Genomic DNA, 17,663 nt, shown 5'->3' on the forward strand with positions numbered 1-17,663 from the left:
ACCGCAGTAGACACATGTAGACGCCTGAAACTCGCCCCATGCCGGAGACCGCCGTGACGCCTGCCTCATCTGCTCCGCCTGCCGCGCCGCGCATCGCGATCGTCGGGGGCGGCTTTGCCGGCATCGACATGGCGATTCGCCTGCAGCGAATGGGCATCACGTCGTTCACGATCTACGAGGCGGCCGGCGATATCGGCGGCACGTGGCGCGACAACACCTATCCCGGCGCGGCCTGCGACGTGCCCTCGCATCTCTATTCGTTTTCGTTCGAGCCCAATCCGGCGTGGTCGCGCGCGTTCGGCGGCCAGGCGGAGATTTTCGCCTATCTGAAGCACTGCGCGCGCAAATACGACGTAGAACGTTACGTGCGTTGCAATGCGCGCGTGGCCGCGTCGCGTTTCGACGAAGCGCGCCAGGTCTGGCATGTCGACGTCGATGTGAACGGCGTACGCGAAACCATCGAGGCCGATGTCGTGATCGCTGCGAGCGGTCCGCTGTCGCGCCCGGCCATGCCGCAAATCGCCGGGCTCGAACGCTTCGAAGGCAAACTGTTTCATTCCGCGCGCTGGGACCACGCGTATCCGCTCGAAGGCAAACGCGTCGCGGTGATCGGCACGGGCGCGAGCGCGGCCCAGTTCGTGCCGAAAATCCAGCCGCGCGTCGCGCATCTCGATCTGTTCCAGCGCACCGCGCCATGGGTCATGCCCAAGCCCGACAAGCCGATCGACGCCCGCGCCCGCTGGCTGTTCCAGCATCTGCCGTTCACGCAGCGCTTCTTGCGCAGCGCGATCTACTGGCAGCTCGAATCGCGCGCCATCGCATTCGTCGTCAGTCCGGAACTGCTGAAGGTGCCGATGAAGTTCGGCCTGAGCTACCTCGAACGACGCGTCAAAGATCCAGAACTGCGCGCCAAGCTCACGCCGAACTACCGGTTCGGCTGCAAGCGCGTGCTGCTTTCGAGCGACTACTATCCCGCGCTCAGCCAGCCTAATGTCGACGTGGTGACGAGCGGCATCCGCGAGATCGTCGCCGACGGCATCGTGACCGAAGACGGCGTGCATCGCCCCGCCGACGCCATCATTTGCGGCACGGGTTTCCAGGTCAACGACGTCCGCGCGCCGTTCGAAGTGACCGGCCTCGACGGCGCGGATCTCAGCACTCAGTGGCTGCGCGACGGGCCGGAAGCCTACCTCGGTGTCAGCGTGGCGAACTTTCCGAACTTCTTCATGATCGTCGGCCCGAATACGGGCCTCGGCCACAACTCGCTGCTCTACATGATCGAGTCGCAAGTGCAGTACATCGCCGATTGCCTGCGCGTCTTACGTCGCCGCAAGGCTCGCACGATGAATCTGCGGCCCGACGTGCAGCGCGATTTCAACGCGCGTTTGCAGAAGGACATGCAGCACTCGGTGTGGGCGAGCGGATGTCGTAGCTACTATCAGACCCGCAGCGGCAAAGTGACCGCGTTATGGCCGGGCTTCAGCTTCAGCTTTCGCAAACGCACGCGCCGCGCGCGTCCGCACGACTATCGTTTCGCGCCCTGACGCCCTGACGCAGTGAACGGCGGCCGACAACCCAAGAGAACACGACGCCGTCGATGCAATCCGCTTCAAAGCCACGCGAACCAGAAATCGAACGACAAGGGAGATAACAAACATGGCAAGCATCGACTCCGGCACGCCCGCCTCGACATCCTCGCTGCCGCCGCGCTCGCTCGCCGCGCGGCTCGGCATTACCAGCGTGCCGCGCGACGAATTACGCCGGCGTTATACGCAGAGCGGTTCCAGTTTCGTGAAGATCATGGGCGCGGACGTGCATTACGTCGACGAAGGCAGCGGCGACATCATCGTGATGATCCACGGCTTCGCGTCTTCGCTGCACACCTGGAATCGCGTCGCCGACGAACTCAAGCGCGAGCATCGCGTGATCCGCCTCGACCTGCCGCCGTTCGGCGTGACGGGACCGCTGCGCTCCAGCAGCGGCGCAATCGAAACGATGAATCTGCCGACTTACCGGCGTTTCATCGACACGTTCATGCAGGCACTCGGCATCTCGCGCGCGACCTTCATGGGCAATTCGCTCGGCGGGCTGATTGCGTGGGACTATGCGGTGCGGCATCGCGATGCGGTTGAACGGCTCGTGTTGATCGACTCGGCGGGCTTTCCGATGAAGCTGCCGATTTACATCGGCCTGTTCAACAGCGCGCTGGTGCGCGTCAGTTCGCCGTGGTGGCTGCCTGAGGTCATCGTGAAAAGTGCGGTGCGCAACGTGTATGGCGATCCGCGCAAGATCGATGCGGTGACGCTGCGGCGCTACGTCGAGTTCTTCCACGGCGAAGGCACGCGCACGGCGATCGGCAAGATGGTGCCCACGCTCGACTTCGAGGATGTCGACACCGACGTGCTGAAGACACTCGACGTACCGACGCTCGTGCTATGGGGAGCGAAGGATCGCTGGATTCCGACTGCGCACGCCGCCGAATTTGCGAGCCGCATTCCGGGCGCGAAGTCGGTCATGTATCCGGGGCTCGGCCATATTCCGATGGAAGAAGCGCCCGAGCGCGTGATGGCCGATCTGCGTGCTTTTCTCGGCACGCGTGGCGCGCGTGTTCCGGTTGACGAAGGCACTCGCCGCGCACCGGCCTGACCCGGCTGCTTTCGTCACTGCGATCATTTGATCGATGCTTCGCGCGTGCTCGCGCGTTCTAAGCGCATATATCGCGCGCGCGAATCTTGCGCGCCCTTCCCTCGCGTCGCGTCGACGCGTTCAGCCGCCGCCCAGCAGACGCAACAATCCCCAGAGAAACTTGCAGAGCATGACGATCAGCTCCCACAGATGATAGAGCTGTTGCCAGCCCGAAACGCGTGCGAACGAGTCGATCATGAAATACCGGTAAGAAACGGAAAGGCCTGCGGATAAGGGTGTGGATCGCAGTTGGACCGCACATGATAACGACTGCGGGATACCCCGTATCAAGTCGCTTGAAAGATTGCCGTAAAGGCGGCGAGGAGACGCTGTAGACGCGTTGGGTGATTCGCCGATTGAATGCGCTGAGCGCGCCAGTCGAAAACAGATTGCATGGGAGACGAGCATGACGCGTTTCAGCTTTCGCCGTTCGGCCCGTTCGCACACGGTCGTCGGCGATATTGCCGCGCAAGCCGGCAAACTGGGCATCGAAATCTGCGACGTATCGGGCCACGTCGAGGAAGTGGCCGCGCGCGTGCAACATCAGGCGCAAGTATGCCGCGCGTTGCGCGAATCGGCCGCGCAGACGCTCGCGGGCAATCATCGCATTGCCGCGGCCGCACGGAAAATGAGCCACGTATCCGCCGAAGCCGCGACCGGCGTGCAGGACTCGCAGCAAACGCTCGAAGCGTCGCTCGCCGACATTCATGGACTCGTTGAAGGCGTGACTGTCATCGAAAGCCAGATCGGCGCGCTGCGCAGTGCGCTGGCGCATGTGAGCCGTGTCTCCGAGGAGATTTCGCTGATCGCGCGTCAGACTCATCTGCTGGCGCTGAATGCCGCGATCGAAGCTGCGCGCGCCGGCGACTCCGGCAAAAGTTTCGCGGTCGTCGCGGCCGAAGTGAAGAACCTCTCGGCGAAGACCGCGCAGGCCACCGGGCAGATCGAGACGACGCTCGCGCAACTCACGCAGCAGACCGAGCAACTGATCAGCGAGGGATCCGTGAACACCGCGCGAGCGCACCGCGTGCGCGAAGGCACGCGCAAGATCGGCGACGTCGTGCATGCAACCGGCGATGCGATCGCGCATCTGAATGACGAGGCGGGCCAGATCGCCGTGCTGACCGGCGAGATCGAATCGCAGTGCGACGGACTCGAGGCGCAGGTGTTGGAAATGGCGAGCGGCGTCGAGGATTCGAGCGAGAATTTCGTGCAGGCGAAGGACCGGTTGGGCAATTTGCTCGGTGTGTCCGAAACTCTGATCGAGCTGACCGCCGCGACAGGTGTGGAAACGGCGGACACGCGTTTTATCAAGGCCGTGCAGCGGGCGGCGGCCGCCGTGAGCAAGGCATTCGAAACGGCGGTGGCGCGTGGTGAAGTGTCGCTTGATGACCTGTTCGACCGGCATTATGTGCCGGTGGCCGGGAGTAATCCGCCGCAGTTTTTGACGCGATTTACCGCGTTGACCGATCGTGTTTTTCCGGCTATTCAGGAGCCTCTGCTCGGTCTCGATCCGCGCGTCGCGTTTTGCGCGGCGGTCGATTTGCGGGGTTATTTGCCGACGCACAATCTGAAGTTTTCTTTGCCTCAGCGTGATGGTGATGTCGTCTGGAATACGGCGAATTGCCGGAACCGGCGGATGTTCGATGATCGGACCGGGATTGCCGCGGCTTCACATACGAAGCGGTTTTTATTGCAGACGTATCGGCGGGATATGGGGGGTGGCGAGTTCGTGTTGATGAAGGATGCGTCTGCGCCGGTTTTTGTCGGTGGGCGGCATTGGGGTGGGGTTCGGATTGGGTATCGGGTTTGAGGGAAGGCCGAACCTGTCCGCATTTTTGTGTGCGAGGCGGTTAGCGGATTTAGCCGCGTGCGTTGGTGAAGCGCTCGCCAAACAGGATGGCAAACTGGTTCATGGCTGATTTCCAGTCGAAGGTGGTCCGTACGGACTTTGCCAGCACGTTGCGAAGCGCCAGCCACAGCAGCTTGATGGCCGCCTCGTCATTCGGGAAGTGACCACGGGTCTTGATGATCTTGCGCAGTTGCATGTTCAGACTCTCAATGGCATTTGTGGTGTAAATGACCCGGCGTATCTCCGGCGGAAACACAAAAAATGGCGTGACGTTTTCCCACGCCCGCCGCCAGGATTGCACGATAGTCGGATACTTCGTTCCCCATTGTCCTTCGGCAAACGCCTCCAGCGCCTGCCGCGCGGCCAGCTCGTTCACAGCGGTATAGATGGGCCTGAGCGCGGCAGCGACGGCCTTGCGATCCTTGTAGCTCGCGTACTCCAGGCTATTGCGCATCAGGTGCACGATGCAGGTCTGCACGGCCGTACGCGGGTACGCCGTGCCGATCGCTTCGGCCAGTCCCTTCAGGCCGTCGACCACGGCGATCAGGATGTCCAGGCAGCCGCGCGTTTTGAGCTCGTTGAACACCTTGAGCCAGAACTTTGCGCCCTCGGTCTGTTCGATCCACAGACCGAGCACGTCGCGCTGGCCGTCAGCCTGGATACCCAGCGCCAGATAGACGGCCTTGTTGCTGACCACGCCCTCGTCACGGATCTTCACGCGCAGCGCATCGAAGAACACGACCGGGTACATCGGCTCGAGCGGACGGTTCTGCCAGGCGAGCGTTTCGGCCATCACCTCGTCGGTAACCGAGCTGATGAAATCGGGCGACACCCCGGTGCCATAGGTTTCGGCCAGAAACGCCTGGATCTCGCGCACACTCATGCCGCGCGCGTACATGGCGATGATGCGCTCATCGAAACCGGTGAAACGGCGCTCGTGTCTGGGGATCAGGATGGGCTCGAAACTGCCGTCACGATCGCGCGGCAGATCGACCCGCAGCGGGCCATAATCGGTGAGGAGCGTCTTGCCACTGGCACCGTTACGTTCATTGCTCTGGCCGTCGGGTTTGGGCTGACCCGCCGGGTAGCCCAGATGCATCTTCATCTCGGCGCCCATCGCGCGCTCGATGAGTGCCTTGTTGAATGCCAGCATCAGGTCCTGAACCTCGTTGGGCGTCATCGGGCCTTTGACCAGGTCATCAAGCAGACCTTCCGGCAGGACAGGCAGCGGCCCTCGGGCCGCTGCCTGAGAAGCGACGGTGCGTTTTTTCTTCATCGGCATATCCATGACTTTTACCTCTCATGATATGCCTCGCCCACAAAATTACGGATAGGTCCGGAAGGCCAAAACGTAAAGCCACCCTCGCCACCCTCCACCAAAACCCAAAAAAATCAAACCGCCATCACCGCCCGTTTCCTCTCCGCCCGCTGCATAAAATAATTAGCCGCCACCACCCCAACAGTAACCACGGCAATAAAGAGCGTAGCCAACGCGTTCATCTCAGGATTCAGTCCCAGCCGAACACGCGAGAAAACAACGAGCGGCAAAGTAGTCGATCCAGGCCCAGATAAAAACGCCGACAGCACCAGATCATCGATCGACAAGGTGAACGACAGCAGCCACCCGGAAACAAGCGCCTGAGAAATCAACGGCAACGTAATAAAGAAAAACACGCGCAACGGCGTAGCCCCAAGATCCAGCGCCGCCTCTTCGAGCGAGGGATGCAATTCCTTCACCCGCGACTGCACGATGATCGCCACATAAGAAATACACAGCATCACATGCCCGATCCAGATCGTGAAAATGCCGCGTCCGGCCGGCCATCCCAACCACTTGGCCATTTCGATGAACAGCAACAGCAGCGAAATCCCCTGAATCACTTCTGGAATCACCAACGGCGCATTGATCATCCCCGTATATAACGTGAAGCCGCGAAACCGCCCCATCCGCGCGAGCACGAAGCCCGCCCACGTTCCAATGACAACAGAAGCAAACGCCGTCAACAAAGCCACCCGCAACGACAGCCACGCCGCCGCGATCAATTCGTCATCCTGCAGTAATGCCGCATACCAGCGCGTCGAAAACCGCGTCCACACCGTAACAAGTTGCGATTCGTTGAACGAATACACAATCAGACTCACGATCGGTATGTACAGAAACAGAAAACCGATCCCCAAAGCGATCAACTGCAAAATCCGGTTCGGTTTCATCAGCGTCTTTCCTCCATCGCCTTCGCCTGCGCGTACTGGAAAAACGCCATCGGCACCAATAACAACAACACCATCGCGCACGTCACGGCGGACGCCATCGGCCAATCGGCATTGTCGAAGAACTCATTCCACATCACGCGGCCGATCATTAGCGTATTCGCGCCGCCCAACAATTCGGGAATCACGTACTCGCCCACCGCCGGAATGAACACCAGCAAACAGCCGGCGATAATGCCGTTCTTCGAGAGCGGCAAGGTGATCTGCCAGAACGCCTTCCACGGCTTCGCGCCGAGGTCGTACGCGGCTTCCAGCAATGTCATGTCCATCTTCACGAGATGCGCGTACAGCGGCATCACGAGGAACGGCAGATACGAATAGACCATGCCGATATAAACGGCGGTATTCGTGTGATACAACTCGATCGGCGAGTGAATCAGTCCGATCGACATCAAAAAGTTATTCAGCAAGCCGTTGTTCTTCAGAATCCCGATCCACGCATACACGCGAATCAGAAACGACGTCCAGAACGGCAGCATCACGGCCATCATCAGCAGATTGCGGCTGCCCGGATTCGAACGCGCGATGTAATACGCCATCGGATAGCCGATCAGCAGACACAACAGCGTCGAGATCGCCGCGACCACCACGGAATTCACGTAGGTCGCGAAGTACAGACTGTCGGTCAGCAAAAACGCGTAATGCGACAGATCCAGAGTGATGTGAATCGCGCCGTCCGCGAAGTTCGTCAACTCCGTGTACGGCGGAATGCCGAGTTGCAAATCGGCGAAGCTGATCTTCACGACCAGCAGGAACGGCACGAGGAAAAACAGCAGCAACCAGATAAACGGGCCGGCCACCACCGCGGTGCGGCCGCTCAGTTTGAAGCGCCGCACCGGCCACGTGGCTAAGGAATTGAACGAGCGCTTCATGACGTCAGCACCACACCGGCCGATGCGCTCCAGCGTACGTACACTTCGTCGCCCCACGTAGGCGGATCGATCTCGGTCAGCGCGAGGCTGGTCACGTTCGCGATCACGGTTTTGCCGGCCTCGAGCTTCACGTGATAAAGCGAATAGCCGCCCATGTAGGCGATATTCGTGACGACGCCCTTGCCCCAGTTGTAGGCGCCCTCAGGCGGTTTGCGCGTCAACGCGATGCGCTCGGGGCGCACCGAAATCGTCACCGGCATGCCGAGCGGACCGGTGATGCCGTGGCTCACATACAGGCGGCACGGCAGGTCCGGCGTTTCGATGAACACGTAATCGGGCTCGTCTTCAACCGTATGGCCTTCGAACAGATTCGTCGAGCCGATGAACTCGGCCGAGAAACGGCTATTCGGATACTCGTACACTTCGTGCGGCGTGCCGAGCTGCACGATCTCGCCTTCGCTCATCACGGCAAGGCGGCCCGCCATCGTCATCGCTTCTTCCTGATCGTGCGTCACCATCATGCAGGTCACGCCGACCTTGTCGAGAATGTTGACCAGTTCGATCTGGGTGCGCTGACGGATCTGCTTGTCGAGCGCGGACATCGGCTCGTCGAGCAGCAGCAGCTTGGGCCGCTTGACCAGCGAACGTGCGAGCGCCACGCGCTGCTGTTGACCGCCGGAAAGCTGATTCGGCTTGCGCTTCGCGAAGCGCCCCATCTGCACGAGTTCGAGCGCGGTCTGCACGCGGTCCTTCAGTTCGGCCTTCGGCACGCCTTCCTGCTTCAGACCGAAGGCGACGTTTCCTTCTACCGTCATGTGCGGAAACAGCGCGTACGACTGGAACATCATGTTGACCGGCCGACGGTACGGCGGCAATTGCGCGAGGTCTTCGCCGTCGATCAAAATCTTGCCCGAGCTCACGCTTTCGAGCCCGGCCATCATGCGCAGCAAGGTCGACTTGCCGCAGCCGGAACTGCCGAGCAGCGCGAACAGTTCGCCCTTCTTCACCGACAGGTTGACGCCCTTGACCGCCACGGTCTCGCCGAACTTCTTCACGACATCGACGACCTGGACGAAGTTGTCCGTGGCGTCGCCCGTAACGGCGTTCAGGCTCGGGGACGGCGCGACGGCCCCTGCCAGCGCGCCCGACTGGTCACTACTCATCACAATGCTTGACTCCGGCGTTTGACGAACAAAGCCCCCGGTGAACACCGAGGGCTTCTTGATGATGCTTACCTGTTCACTCTGGCCGCGGGTCAGCGGCCGGACTTGAACTCAGTCCACAGCCGCGTCTGCAGCCGCTGGATTTCCGGCGGCAACGGCTTCAGCAGGAACAGGGTCTTGATGACTTCAGGCGGCGGATACACGGCCGGATCGTTCGCCACGTCCTTGTCCACGTACTTGCGCGCTTCGAGGTTGGCGCTCGGGTAGTAGACGGCGTTGGTGATCGCGGCGTGAACCTGCGGCGTTTCGATGTAGTTGATCCACTCGAGCGCGGCTTCCTTGTTCTTCGCGTCCTTCGGAATCGCCATCACGTCGAACCACACCGGCGCGCCGCCCTTCGGAATGTAGTACTCGACCTTATAGGGCTTCTTCGCCTCGACCGCGCGATGCTTGGCGATCACGACATCACCCGACCAGCCGTACGCGAAGCACACGTCGCCGCCGACCAGGTCGTTGATGTAGCCCGACGAGTTGAACTGCGTGATGTACGGGCGGATCTTCTTCATCATGTCGAGCGCGGCGCGGTAGTCGGCCGGGTTCGTGCTCATCGGATCTTTACCGATGTAATGCAGCGCGGCGGCGAACATCTGGTCCGGCGCGTCGAGCACGGACACGCCGCAAGCCTTCAGCTTCGAAATGTTTTCCGGTTTGAAGAGCACGTCCCAGCTATCGAGCGGCACGTTCTTGCCGAGAATCTGCTGTGCCTTGGTGACGTTGTAGCCGAGGCCGGTCGTGCCGTAGGCCCAGGGCACTGTGAACTTGTTGCCCGGATCGGCGCCGGCGACGAGCGCCATCAGCGAAGGATCGAGGTACTTCAGGTTCGGCAGCTTCGACTTGTCGAGCGGCGCGAAGATGCCGGCGGCGATCTGCTTGCCGGCGTAATTGCTGGTCGGCACGACGATGTCGTAGCCGGAATTGCCGGTGAGAAGCTTGGCTTGCAGCGTGTCGTCGCTGTCGTAGTTGTCGTACTTGACCTGGACGCCGGTCTGCTTGGTGAAGTTCGGAATGGTGTCCTTGGCGATGTAATCGGACCAGTTATACACGTTGAGCTGCGTGTCTTTCGCAGCAGCCGTCAACCACGGCGCCGCGCACAAGACCAGCGCCGCCACTTGCCCCACTACCCGTCTTTTCATTCCGTTCTCCGATCCTGACCGGCCTGTTGCCGGCCGCCCTCACCAGCGCCGAGGCACTGCGCCCGCGGCTCCCCTGAAAAACCCGAAAAGTACCATCAATTATTGCGCGCTCCAAAAAAATTGCCAGGCTGTCGCGCAAACGGTACAGCGCAAGCCGTATCGCTAGAAAATTGGCCGCAATTTTAGCGGGTTATGCGCGCGTGTCCACCCGAAAAAAACACCCGCACCGGCGCGCTGTTATCCGGTCGTCAAATTGACGCTGTGCAGGGCGCGCCGCGTTCGTGCAAACGGTGGTGGCCCACGACCGCATTCCGTAGCTTCGATGCCGGACGGCTAAGGTCGAAGCGCACTCAAGCCGCGAAGCGTTCGACGGTGCACAATAGCTCTCAAAGGCTCTCACGGGCCAGGCGCCGCCCGCTGCGCGCGCAGCGGGCACGTGGCTTGCAAGAGGATGCAGTCTTGAACCTCAGGCATCGATGAACACGAATCCGTTCGCATTGCGTCCCAACCGCCGCCGGCGTCTACCGGCCGATGGGGGCGCACGTCCGCCGCACTGGTTCTCGTTCGTCGGCGCGGGCGCACTGATCGCGGTCGGCTATATCGATCCGGGCAACTGGGCGACCGCGCTCGGCGCCGGCGCGGGCTACGGCTACCGCCTGCTCGGCATGGTGCTGCTGTCGAGCCTGATGGCGATGCTGCTGCAGTGGCTGTCCTCGCGCCTGGGCGTCGTGACCGGGCGCGATCTCGCGCAGGTCTGCCGCGAACGCACGGGCCGCCGCGGCACCCTGTTCCTGTGGCTGACCAGCGAGGTCGCGATCATCGCGTGCGATGTCGCCGAAGTGGTCGGCAGCGCCGTCGCGTTGCAAATGCTACTCGGCGTGTCGCTCACGGTCGGGGTGTTGATGTCGGCGGTGTGCACCTTCGCGCTGCTCGCGCTCCAGCAGAAAGGCCGCAAACTGGAAGCGGTGATCGCGGTGCTGATCGGTTTCGTCGGCCTGTGCTTCGTGGTCCAGCTCGCGCTGGCGCGCCCGGACTGGCACGCGGCGCTCGCCGGCACCGTGCCGAGCGTCGAACTGCTGCGCAACGCGGGCATGGTGTGGCTCGCGGCGGGCATCGTCGGCGCGACGGTCATGCCGCACAACCTCTATCTGCACTCGGCGCTCGTCAAGCATCACGCGCCCGACGGCAGCGACGCGCAGATCAAGGTCGCGCTGCACGTGGTCAATCTGGACACTTTCGGTTCGCTGTCGTTTGCTTTCGTGATCAATGCGGCGCTGCTGATCGTGGCCGCCGCCGTGTTCTATGTGAGCGGCCATCGCGACGTGACCGATCTCGCGGATGCCCACCGCCTCATCGCACCGCTCGTCGGCACGCATTGGGCGGGCATTCTGTTCGCTGCGGCGCTGCTCGCCTGTGGACTGAGCGCGACCGTCACCGGCACGCTGGCGGGCCAGGCGGTCATGGAAGGCTTTCTTCGCATCCGCCTGCCGCGCTGGAAGCGCGCCCTGCTGACCCGCGCGCTGGCGATCGGACCGGCGCTGTTCGCGGTCGCGCTGTTCGGCCAGCACGGTTCCAATCAGTTGCTCGTGGCAAGCCAGGTGGTGCTGAGCCTGCAATTGCCGCTCGCGGTCGTGCCGTTGATCCGCTTCACGTCGGACGCCACGCTCATGCGCGGCTGGCGCGTGCGCGGCGTACCGCTCGTGCTCGCGTGGCTGTCCGCCGCGTTCATCATCATGCTCAACGGCGCGTTGTTGTGGCAACTGGCATTCGGTAGTTGAACGGCCGTTTTTCGACCGGCTGCCACTGAAGTGACTTTGTAAGTATCCTCTGAGTATTTCGCATGACCTGCAACGCCGCCCGCTTTCGCGGCACGCCGGCCATGCGGCCTGTTTCATCGCGGCTGCCGGGTTTTGTCTGCGGCAGCCGTTTTTGTGCCCATTTTTGCGCCCTTCAGCGCTTTTGCGAGATCGATCCGGTGAGCATTGCGGAGGTCGTCTTTCGATGCCTGCCGCGTCCGGTTCGCTCGCGGCCCTTGCTCCAGGACGACAGCCCCATGCGCTTTGACGCCTCAACCGACCACCTTGCCCGCAACGCCTTCCCTCAGTTCCGTCAACTCGTGACGCGCTTCTCCCGCGTCACGCTGCTCGCCACGCTGGTCGTGTGCGCCGCACTGTCCAACGAGGCGCGCGCGACGGTCGCGATGCTGCAGCCCGCGCGCGTGGCCGCGGCCAACGAGCCGCTGCAGATCACGCTGCTCTACTCCGCCGACGACGCCAAACCCCTGACCATCACCGTCCCGCGGACCATCCGCGTGACGCTGAGCGCGGGCGATCAGTCGCCGCAGCCGCTCGATCTGAAGCGCGAACCCGGCGTGGCCGACACGCTGCGTCTGCGGCCAGGTCAGTTCCGCAAGGTGCGTTTCTCGGCGCCCTGGCCGCAGTCGGCGCGGGGCGAGGTGCGCATCGACCCGGTGGGTTTCGATGCGTCGCCGGCGCTCGTCGCGATCAATCGCGGGCCGCAGCAGGACGCGATTGCCCAGGCGGAACGCGCGGAGAGCCAGGCGACCACGCCCGCTCAAGCCGCCGCGACGGCGGCGGTAGTCGGCGGCCCGACCGGCGACGCCATTGCGCCGCCCGGCGATTCGCTCGCGACCGTCGGACGCGGCGTGTTCTCGCACCTCTCCTATTACGATCCGATGTACATCGCCTTCGGCCATAACGGCGACACCAACGCGCGGCTGCAACTGAGCTTCAAATACCGCATCCTGATACCGGACGATCTGCGCTCCAAAGCCTTCCTCGACAACCTGTACTTTGCGTACACGCAAACCTCGATCTGGGATCTGTCCGCCGATTCGCGCCCGTTCCGCGACACGAGCTACTCGCCGCAATTGTTCTACTACGTGCCGGACACCGGCTGGCAGAGCCCGTTCTTCACGCGCATGGGTTTCGCGGCCGGCGTGGCGCACGAATCGAACGGCAAGGCCGGCGCGGACTCGCGCAGCATCAACATGCCGTTTATCCGGCCGACCTGGGAATTCGGCGATCTGACGGCCAACCACCTGACCGTGTCGCCGAAGATCTATTACTACGTCGGCACGAGCAGCAACCCCGATATCGCCGACTATCGCGGCTACGTGGACTTGCTGGTCAAATATGGCAGCCCGGACGGCTGGCAACTGGCGACCACGCTGCGCAAGGGCACCAAGCACTGGTACGGCAGCGTGGATTCGCAATTCACCTATCCGCTCGCCAAACTGCTGGGCAGCGCGTGGGGCGGCTACGTGTGGGTGGGCTATTTCAACGGCTACGGCGAAGACCTGCTCGACTACAACAACCGTCAACACTGGATAGCGCGCATCGGTTACAGCATCGCGCGCTGATGTTGATGTGTGCGGGCAAATTCGCGCGTCGAAGGTGGCGTCGAAAACATGCGGTGGATGCTGCCAACCGTGCGCGAGCCGCGGCCATGACGGTCGCGCACGGCGAGGTGCACGGCGCGCATCGGCTAACATAGCGGAACTTTGCTTCTCCGCCCCAAGGTTTCCGATGGCTTCGAATCTCCACGATCTTCCCGACAGCCCGTGCATCGGCGTCTGTTCCACGCTGTTCGACGACGTCTGCAAAGGCTGCGGCCGCACCGCCGTCGAAGTGTCCAACTGGGTTTTCCTCAGCGACGAGGAAAAGCGCGCCGTATGGGTTCGCATCGAGCAGGAAGGCACGGCGATGCGGTTCGCGAACGACAAGCTGTAGATTTGCCTCACGGCCTGCGTCCCCTGTTGTAATCAGAAGCGCATCCCGACACCCAGACCGACCACCACCGGATCGATGCTCAAGCGGCCCAGCGGCTGCCCGCCGAGCGAGGCATCCGTATGCATCCAGATCTTCTTGATGTCCGCGTTGACGAACAAGGATTTAGTGACCTGCACGTCGACGCCGGCCTGTAACGCCGGTCCCCAACTGTGATTGGTGATCGAGATCGACTGGCCACCCGCGTTCAGACCGTTGTTGTAGAACAGCGTGTAGTTCAGACCCGCGCCGACATACGGACGAATACGGCCCGCGTGATTGAAGTGATATTGCAACAGCAGCGTGGGCGGCAACACGTTCACGCCGCCGAGCCCGCCGATGTTCGAAGTCACTTGATGCCGCGAGGTGCCGAGAATCAGCTCGACGCCGAGGTTGTCGCGGATCATGTATGTCAGATCCAGTTCCGGCACGATCGCGTTATTCACGCCGACGTTTAGCGCGCTCAGCGATTGGGTCGTGCTCACGTTCGGCATGATGCTGATGGCGCGCAATCGCACCAGTACGTCGCCGGCGTGAATGCCGCTCATCGCGTCGTCTCCCGCTGCATGCGCCTGCGGCGCAAGTGCGCCCGCGAACAGCAGGCTTGCTGCGATAGCGGCGGTTCCGATTCTGTTTCTTTTTCTGTTTCTGGATGCGTGCTTCATGTGTTTCCCCGCTTTGTTTGTTTGCATGCGGGGATTGTCGAAGTTCTCGTCGCGCGTCAGGTTGACGCGTATCAACCCAGCGAGAAAGCCCAGCGGCCTGCGACAGCCGGTCGCGTCGCGCCCGTCAACAGCAGTTCGAGCAGGTCGTGCACGCTGCGAATCGCCGTGCCGAACGGCAACGCTTCGCGGCCGCGAAAGAACAAACCGTTCGCCACGTCGCCGCGCAATGCGGCCGCGAGTCGCGTGTCGATGCAGAAGTGGCCGAACTTCTCGATACCATCGCGCCAACCGCACGCGCTGAGACATTCGAGCGCGGTCGGGCAGATATGTTTGAGCGCGCCGACTTTTTCGCGGATCTTCGTTTCATGCCGCAGATAGCGCATCAGCCACGGCGTTTTCACGGCGCGCGCGGGCAGTCCTGTCACGCTGACGAATTCGACAATGTCTTCCGGCGTAGCTTCAGCCAGTACGCGCTTGAAATTCGGATGCGCGTCGCCTTCCTCGGTGACGGCGAACGGCGTGCCGAGTTGCACGCCGCTGGCGCCCGCGTTCAGCAGTGCGCGCACGGCCTCATGACTATTGATGCCGCCCGCGACGATCAACGGCACGTCCTGACGGTTCAGGCCGAGCGAGACGAATACAGCGTCGAGTTCCTCGAGGATGCGCAAGAAATCGAAGCGCCCGTCGTGTTGATCGGCCAGGTTATTAACGCCGAGATGGCCGCCCGCATGCGCCGGATGTTCGATCACTACCGCATCGGGCAAACGGCCTTTTTTCATCCACTTCTTCAGTACGAGCGCGACGCCGCGGCTGTCCGACAGAATCGGAATCAGCGCAATGTCGTAGCCTTGGGTCATGTCCGGCAGATCGAGCGGCAGGCCCGCGCCCATGACGATCGCATCGGCGCCGCTCTCGCATGCGACGCGCACGTAGTCGGCTTGCGCGCTGACCGCTTTCATCACGTTGACGGCGATCATACCGCGGCCTTCGCTCAGTGCCTTGGCAGAGTGGATTTCGCGGGCCAGCGCGGTGAGATTGGCTTCTTCGAGCGTCGCGCGGTCAGGCGACTCGCGGCAGCGTTCCATCAGATCGCGATGATGATGCCGCAGGTCGATACTGGCGATGGTGCCCAGCGCGCCTTCGCGAGCGACACTGCCGGCCAGCCGGTGCGCCGAAATGCCGACGCCCATGCCGCCTTGCACGATCGGCAGTAACGAGCGGCCGCGAATGACGAGTGGCGGGAACGAATGAGAGGTGAGCATGACTGGCCCGATGGAGGATTATCGAAACGCTGATAATCGTCGGTCGGGCGCAGCCTGCGTTGCTTCAGGTCAATGAGTGGGCAAGTGTCCGGTCATGTGTGCCCTTCTATTGATGCCGGTCAGTCGAATCACGCTTTGAATTGCATGGACTTGAGTGCATGCTGTAGAAGGCCGGAGGCTATGCGTGCGCCATGAAAAAAGCCCGCTTCGGAGAAGCGGGCTTTGAGGTGCGGCGTGATCGCGGCGTGGAGTTCAGCCGTGCTTACTGCACGCCTTGGCTCAACAAAAAGTCTTCGTAATTGCCACCAAAGTCATTCAACGTGCCATTCGTCTTCACTTCGATAACCCGATTAGCAAGACCACTCACGAACTCACGGTCGTGCGAGACGAAAATCAGCGTGCCGTCGAACTTGTCGAGCGCGATCTGCAGCGACTCGATCGACTCCATGTCCATGTGGTTGGTCGGCTCGTCCATCAGCAGCACGTTGTGGCGGCCCAGCATGAGCTTGCCCCAGATCATGCGGCCTTTCTCGCCGCCGGAGAGCACCTTGACCGACTTGCGGATGTCGTCGGCATTGAACAGCAGCCGGCCGAGCGTGCCGCGCACCATCTGCTCGTCGTCGCCTTCCTGGCGGTAGCCGTCGATCCAGTCCATCAGCGTGACGTCGTCCGGAAACTCTTCGTACGTGTCCTGCGGCATGTAACCGACGTTCGCGTTTTCAGCCCACTTCACCGTGCCGTGATCGAGCGTGAGTTTGCCGAGCAGCGAGCGCAGCAGCGTGGTCTTGCCCGCGCCGTTCTCGCCGATGATCGCGATACGCTCGCCCGGCTGCACGCTGATGCTGAAGTCGTTGAAAATCTGCCGTTCGTACTTCTTCGAAATCTTCTCGGCCACCACCGCGATGTTGTGCAGCTTCTTCTCGTACTCGAAGCGGATGAACGGGTTCTGCCGCGACGACGGCTTGAATTCCTCGATCTTGATCTTGTCGATCATCTTGAGACGGCTGGTAGCCTGACGCGCCTTCGACTTGTTCGCCGAGAAGCGGCGCACGAAGTCCTGCAGGTCGGCCACGCGTTCTTTCGCCTTCGCGTTGGCGTTCTGCTGACGCTCGCGCGCCTGCGTGCTCGCCAGCATGTAGTCGTCGTAATTGCCCGGATAGACCTTCAGCGTGCCGTAGTCCATGTCGGCCATGTGCGTGCAGACCTGGTTCAGGAAGTGTCGATCGTGCGAGATGATGATCATCGTCGAGTTGTACTGGTTGAGCACGTCTTCCAGCCAACGGATCGAGTTGATGTCCAGGTTGTTGGTCGGCTCGTCGAGCAGCAGCACGTCCGGCTTCGAGAACAGCGCCTGCGCGAGCAGCACGCGCAGCTTCCAGCCCGGCGCGACGTTGCTCATCGGGCCGTTATGGTCCTCGATCGCGATGCCGATGCCGAGCAGCAGTTCGCCCGCGCGCGCTTCGGCGGTGTAGCCGTCGTACTCGGCGAACTTCGCTTCGAGTTCGGCGGCGTGCATGTAATCGTCGTCCGTCGCGTCGGGGTTCGCGTAGATCGCGTCGCGCTCGGTCATGGCGGCCCACATTTCAGCGTGGCCCATCATCACCACGTCGAGCACGCGCACGTCTTCGTACGCGAACTGATCCTGACGCAATTTACCGAGGCGGATGTTCGGTTCGAGCATGACGTTGCCCGAACTCGGCTCCAGGTCGCCGCCCAGAATCTTCATGAAAGTGGACTTGCCGCAGCCGTTCGCACCAATCAGGCCATAGCGGTTCCCTCCCCCGAATTTGACCGAGATATTCTCGAAGAGGGGCTTTGGCCCGAATTGCATGGTGATATTGGCGGTAGACAGCACGGCGCGTCCCTTTGAATGTGATATCGGCGAAAAACCCAATATTTTAGCAGGTTATCGCGA

At 62.0% G+C, this 17,663-nt stretch carries 14 protein-coding genes; 6 read left to right on the forward strand and 8 right to left on the reverse strand.

What is annotated here, in order from left to right; genetic code table 11:
- Positions 1 to 53 precede the first annotated feature (53 nt).
- The 3 genes from BPHYT_RS11415 (at position 54) to BPHYT_RS11425 (ending at position 4,498) form a co-directional block, all read left to right on the forward strand.
- Entirely contained in the window at positions 54 to 1,544 is a 1,491-nt protein-coding gene (locus BPHYT_RS11415; RefSeq protein WP_012433297.1) for a flavin-containing monooxygenase, read from the forward strand.
- Between the two features lie 112 nt (positions 1,545 to 1,656).
- On the forward strand, positions 1,657 to 2,646 hold the full coding sequence (locus BPHYT_RS11420; RefSeq protein ID WP_012433298.1) for an alpha/beta fold hydrolase: 990 nt from the start codon (positions 1,657 to 1,659) through the stop codon (positions 2,644 to 2,646).
- A gap of 445 nt (positions 2,647 to 3,091) precedes the next feature.
- Positions 3,092 to 4,498: a methyl-accepting chemotaxis protein gene (locus BPHYT_RS11425; RefSeq protein WP_012433300.1), complete on the forward strand. Its 1,407-nt coding sequence runs from the start codon at positions 3,092 to 3,094 to the stop codon at positions 4,496 to 4,498.
- Positions 4,499 to 4,547: 49 nt separating this feature from the next.
- Here BPHYT_RS11425 and BPHYT_RS11430 read toward each other — a convergent pair whose 3' ends face one another.
- The 5 genes from BPHYT_RS11430 to BPHYT_RS11450 all read right to left on the reverse strand — a co-directional run bounded on the left by BPHYT_RS11430 (position 4,548) and on the right by BPHYT_RS11450 (position 10,033).
- On the reverse strand, positions 4,548 to 5,819 hold the full coding sequence (locus BPHYT_RS11430; protein WP_407669188.1) for an IS256 family transposase: 1,272 nt from the start codon (positions 5,817 to 5,819) through the stop codon (positions 4,548 to 4,550).
- A 110-nt stretch (positions 5,820 to 5,929) separates the two neighbouring features.
- A complete protein-coding gene (locus BPHYT_RS11435; RefSeq protein ID WP_012433302.1) occupies positions 5,930 to 6,748 on the reverse strand; it encodes an ABC transporter permease subunit in 819 nt (272 codons plus the stop codon).
- The gene (locus BPHYT_RS11440; RefSeq protein WP_012433303.1) at positions 6,748 to 7,677 is read right to left on the reverse strand and encodes an ABC transporter permease subunit; all 930 of its coding nucleotides are present in this window, start codon (positions 7,675 to 7,677) and stop codon (positions 6,748 to 6,750) included. The genes BPHYT_RS11435 and BPHYT_RS11440 overlap by 1 nt, the downstream gene beginning before the upstream one ends.
- Complete coding sequence (locus BPHYT_RS11445) at positions 7,674 to 8,840, reverse strand: ABC transporter ATP-binding protein (protein WP_012433304.1); 1,167 nt, start codon at positions 8,838 to 8,840, stop codon at positions 7,674 to 7,676. The genes BPHYT_RS11440 and BPHYT_RS11445 overlap by 4 nt, the downstream gene beginning before the upstream one ends.
- A 92-nt stretch (positions 8,841 to 8,932) precedes the next feature.
- A complete protein-coding gene (locus BPHYT_RS11450; protein WP_012433305.1) occupies positions 8,933 to 10,033 on the reverse strand; it encodes a polyamine ABC transporter substrate-binding protein in 1,101 nt (366 codons plus the stop codon).
- Between the two features lie 476 nt (positions 10,034 to 10,509).
- On the opposite strand from BPHYT_RS11450, the gene BPHYT_RS11455 reads away from it, so the two are divergent.
- From BPHYT_RS11455 to BPHYT_RS11465, 3 genes are all read left to right on the forward strand, one after another.
- Positions 10,510 to 11,811, forward strand: a complete 1,302-nt coding sequence (locus BPHYT_RS11455) for an Nramp family divalent metal transporter (protein ID WP_012433306.1) — start codon at positions 10,510 to 10,512, stop codon at positions 11,809 to 11,811.
- A 275-nt stretch (positions 11,812 to 12,086) separates the two neighbouring features.
- The gene (locus BPHYT_RS11460; RefSeq protein ID WP_012433307.1) at positions 12,087 to 13,415 is read left to right on the forward strand and encodes a phospholipase A; all 1,329 of its coding nucleotides are present in this window, start codon (positions 12,087 to 12,089) and stop codon (positions 13,413 to 13,415) included.
- 166 nt (positions 13,416 to 13,581) lie between these two features.
- Positions 13,582 to 13,785, forward strand: coding sequence for a DUF1289 domain-containing protein (locus BPHYT_RS11465; RefSeq protein ID WP_012433308.1), 204 nt, complete (start codon positions 13,582 to 13,584; stop codon positions 13,783 to 13,785).
- Positions 13,786 to 13,817: 32 nt separating this feature from the next.
- On the opposite strand, the gene BPHYT_RS11470 is transcribed toward BPHYT_RS11465, so the two are convergent.
- From BPHYT_RS11470 to BPHYT_RS11480, 3 genes are all read right to left on the reverse strand, one after another.
- On the reverse strand, positions 13,818 to 14,486 hold the full coding sequence (locus BPHYT_RS11470) for an OmpW/AlkL family protein (protein WP_012433309.1): 669 nt from the start codon (positions 14,484 to 14,486) through the stop codon (positions 13,818 to 13,820).
- Between the two features lie 71 nt (positions 14,487 to 14,557).
- Entirely contained in the window at positions 14,558 to 15,748 is a 1,191-nt protein-coding gene (locus BPHYT_RS11475; protein WP_012433310.1) for an NAD(P)H-dependent flavin oxidoreductase, read from the reverse strand.
- A gap of 262 nt (positions 15,749 to 16,010) precedes the next feature.
- Entirely contained in the window at positions 16,011 to 17,603 is a 1,593-nt protein-coding gene (locus BPHYT_RS11480) for an ABC-F family ATPase (RefSeq protein WP_012433311.1), read from the reverse strand.
- Positions 17,604 to 17,663: the final 60 nt, after the last annotated feature.

The organism is Paraburkholderia phytofirmans PsJN, from assembly GCF_000020125.1.
Taxonomy (GTDB): domain Bacteria; phylum Pseudomonadota; class Gammaproteobacteria; order Burkholderiales; family Burkholderiaceae; genus Paraburkholderia; species Paraburkholderia phytofirmans.

What these genes read in the sequence shown, in the direction of transcription:
- BPHYT_RS11420 (WP_012433298.1), top strand. Translation starts at nt 1,657, where the DNA reads ATGGCAAGCATCGACTCCGGCACGCCCGCCTCGACATCCTCGCTGCCG.
- BPHYT_RS11425 (WP_012433300.1), top strand. Translation starts at nt 3,092, where the DNA reads ATGACGCGTTTCAGCTTTCGCCGTTCGGCCCGTTCGCACACGGTCGTC.
- BPHYT_RS11430 (WP_407669188.1), bottom strand. Translation starts at nt 5,819, where the DNA reads ATGCCGATGAAGAAAAAACGCACCGTCGCTTCTCAGGCAGCGGCCCGA.
- BPHYT_RS11435 (WP_012433302.1), bottom strand. Translation starts at nt 6,748, where the DNA reads ATGAAACCGAACCGGATTTTGCAGTTGATCGCTTTGGGGATCGGTTTT.
- BPHYT_RS11440 (WP_012433303.1), bottom strand. Translation starts at nt 7,677, where the DNA reads ATGAAGCGCTCGTTCAATTCCTTAGCCACGTGGCCGGTGCGGCGCTTC.
- BPHYT_RS11445 (WP_012433304.1), bottom strand. Translation starts at nt 8,840, where the DNA reads ATGAGTAGTGACCAGTCGGGCGCGCTGGCAGGGGCCGTCGCGCCGTCC.
- BPHYT_RS11450 (WP_012433305.1), bottom strand. Translation starts at nt 10,033, where the DNA reads ATGAAAAGACGGGTAGTGGGGCAAGTGGCGGCGCTGGTCTTGTGCGCG.
- BPHYT_RS11455 (WP_012433306.1), top strand. Translation starts at nt 10,510, where the DNA reads ATGAACACGAATCCGTTCGCATTGCGTCCCAACCGCCGCCGGCGTCTA.
- BPHYT_RS11460 (WP_012433307.1), top strand. Translation starts at nt 12,087, where the DNA reads ATGCGCTTTGACGCCTCAACCGACCACCTTGCCCGCAACGCCTTCCCT.
- BPHYT_RS11465 (WP_012433308.1), top strand. Translation starts at nt 13,582, where the DNA reads ATGGCTTCGAATCTCCACGATCTTCCCGACAGCCCGTGCATCGGCGTC.
- BPHYT_RS11470 (WP_012433309.1), bottom strand. Translation starts at nt 14,486, where the DNA reads ATGAAGCACGCATCCAGAAACAGAAAAAGAAACAGAATCGGAACCGCC.
- BPHYT_RS11475 (WP_012433310.1), bottom strand. Translation starts at nt 15,748, where the DNA reads ATGCTCACCTCTCATTCGTTCCCGCCACTCGTCATTCGCGGCCGCTCG.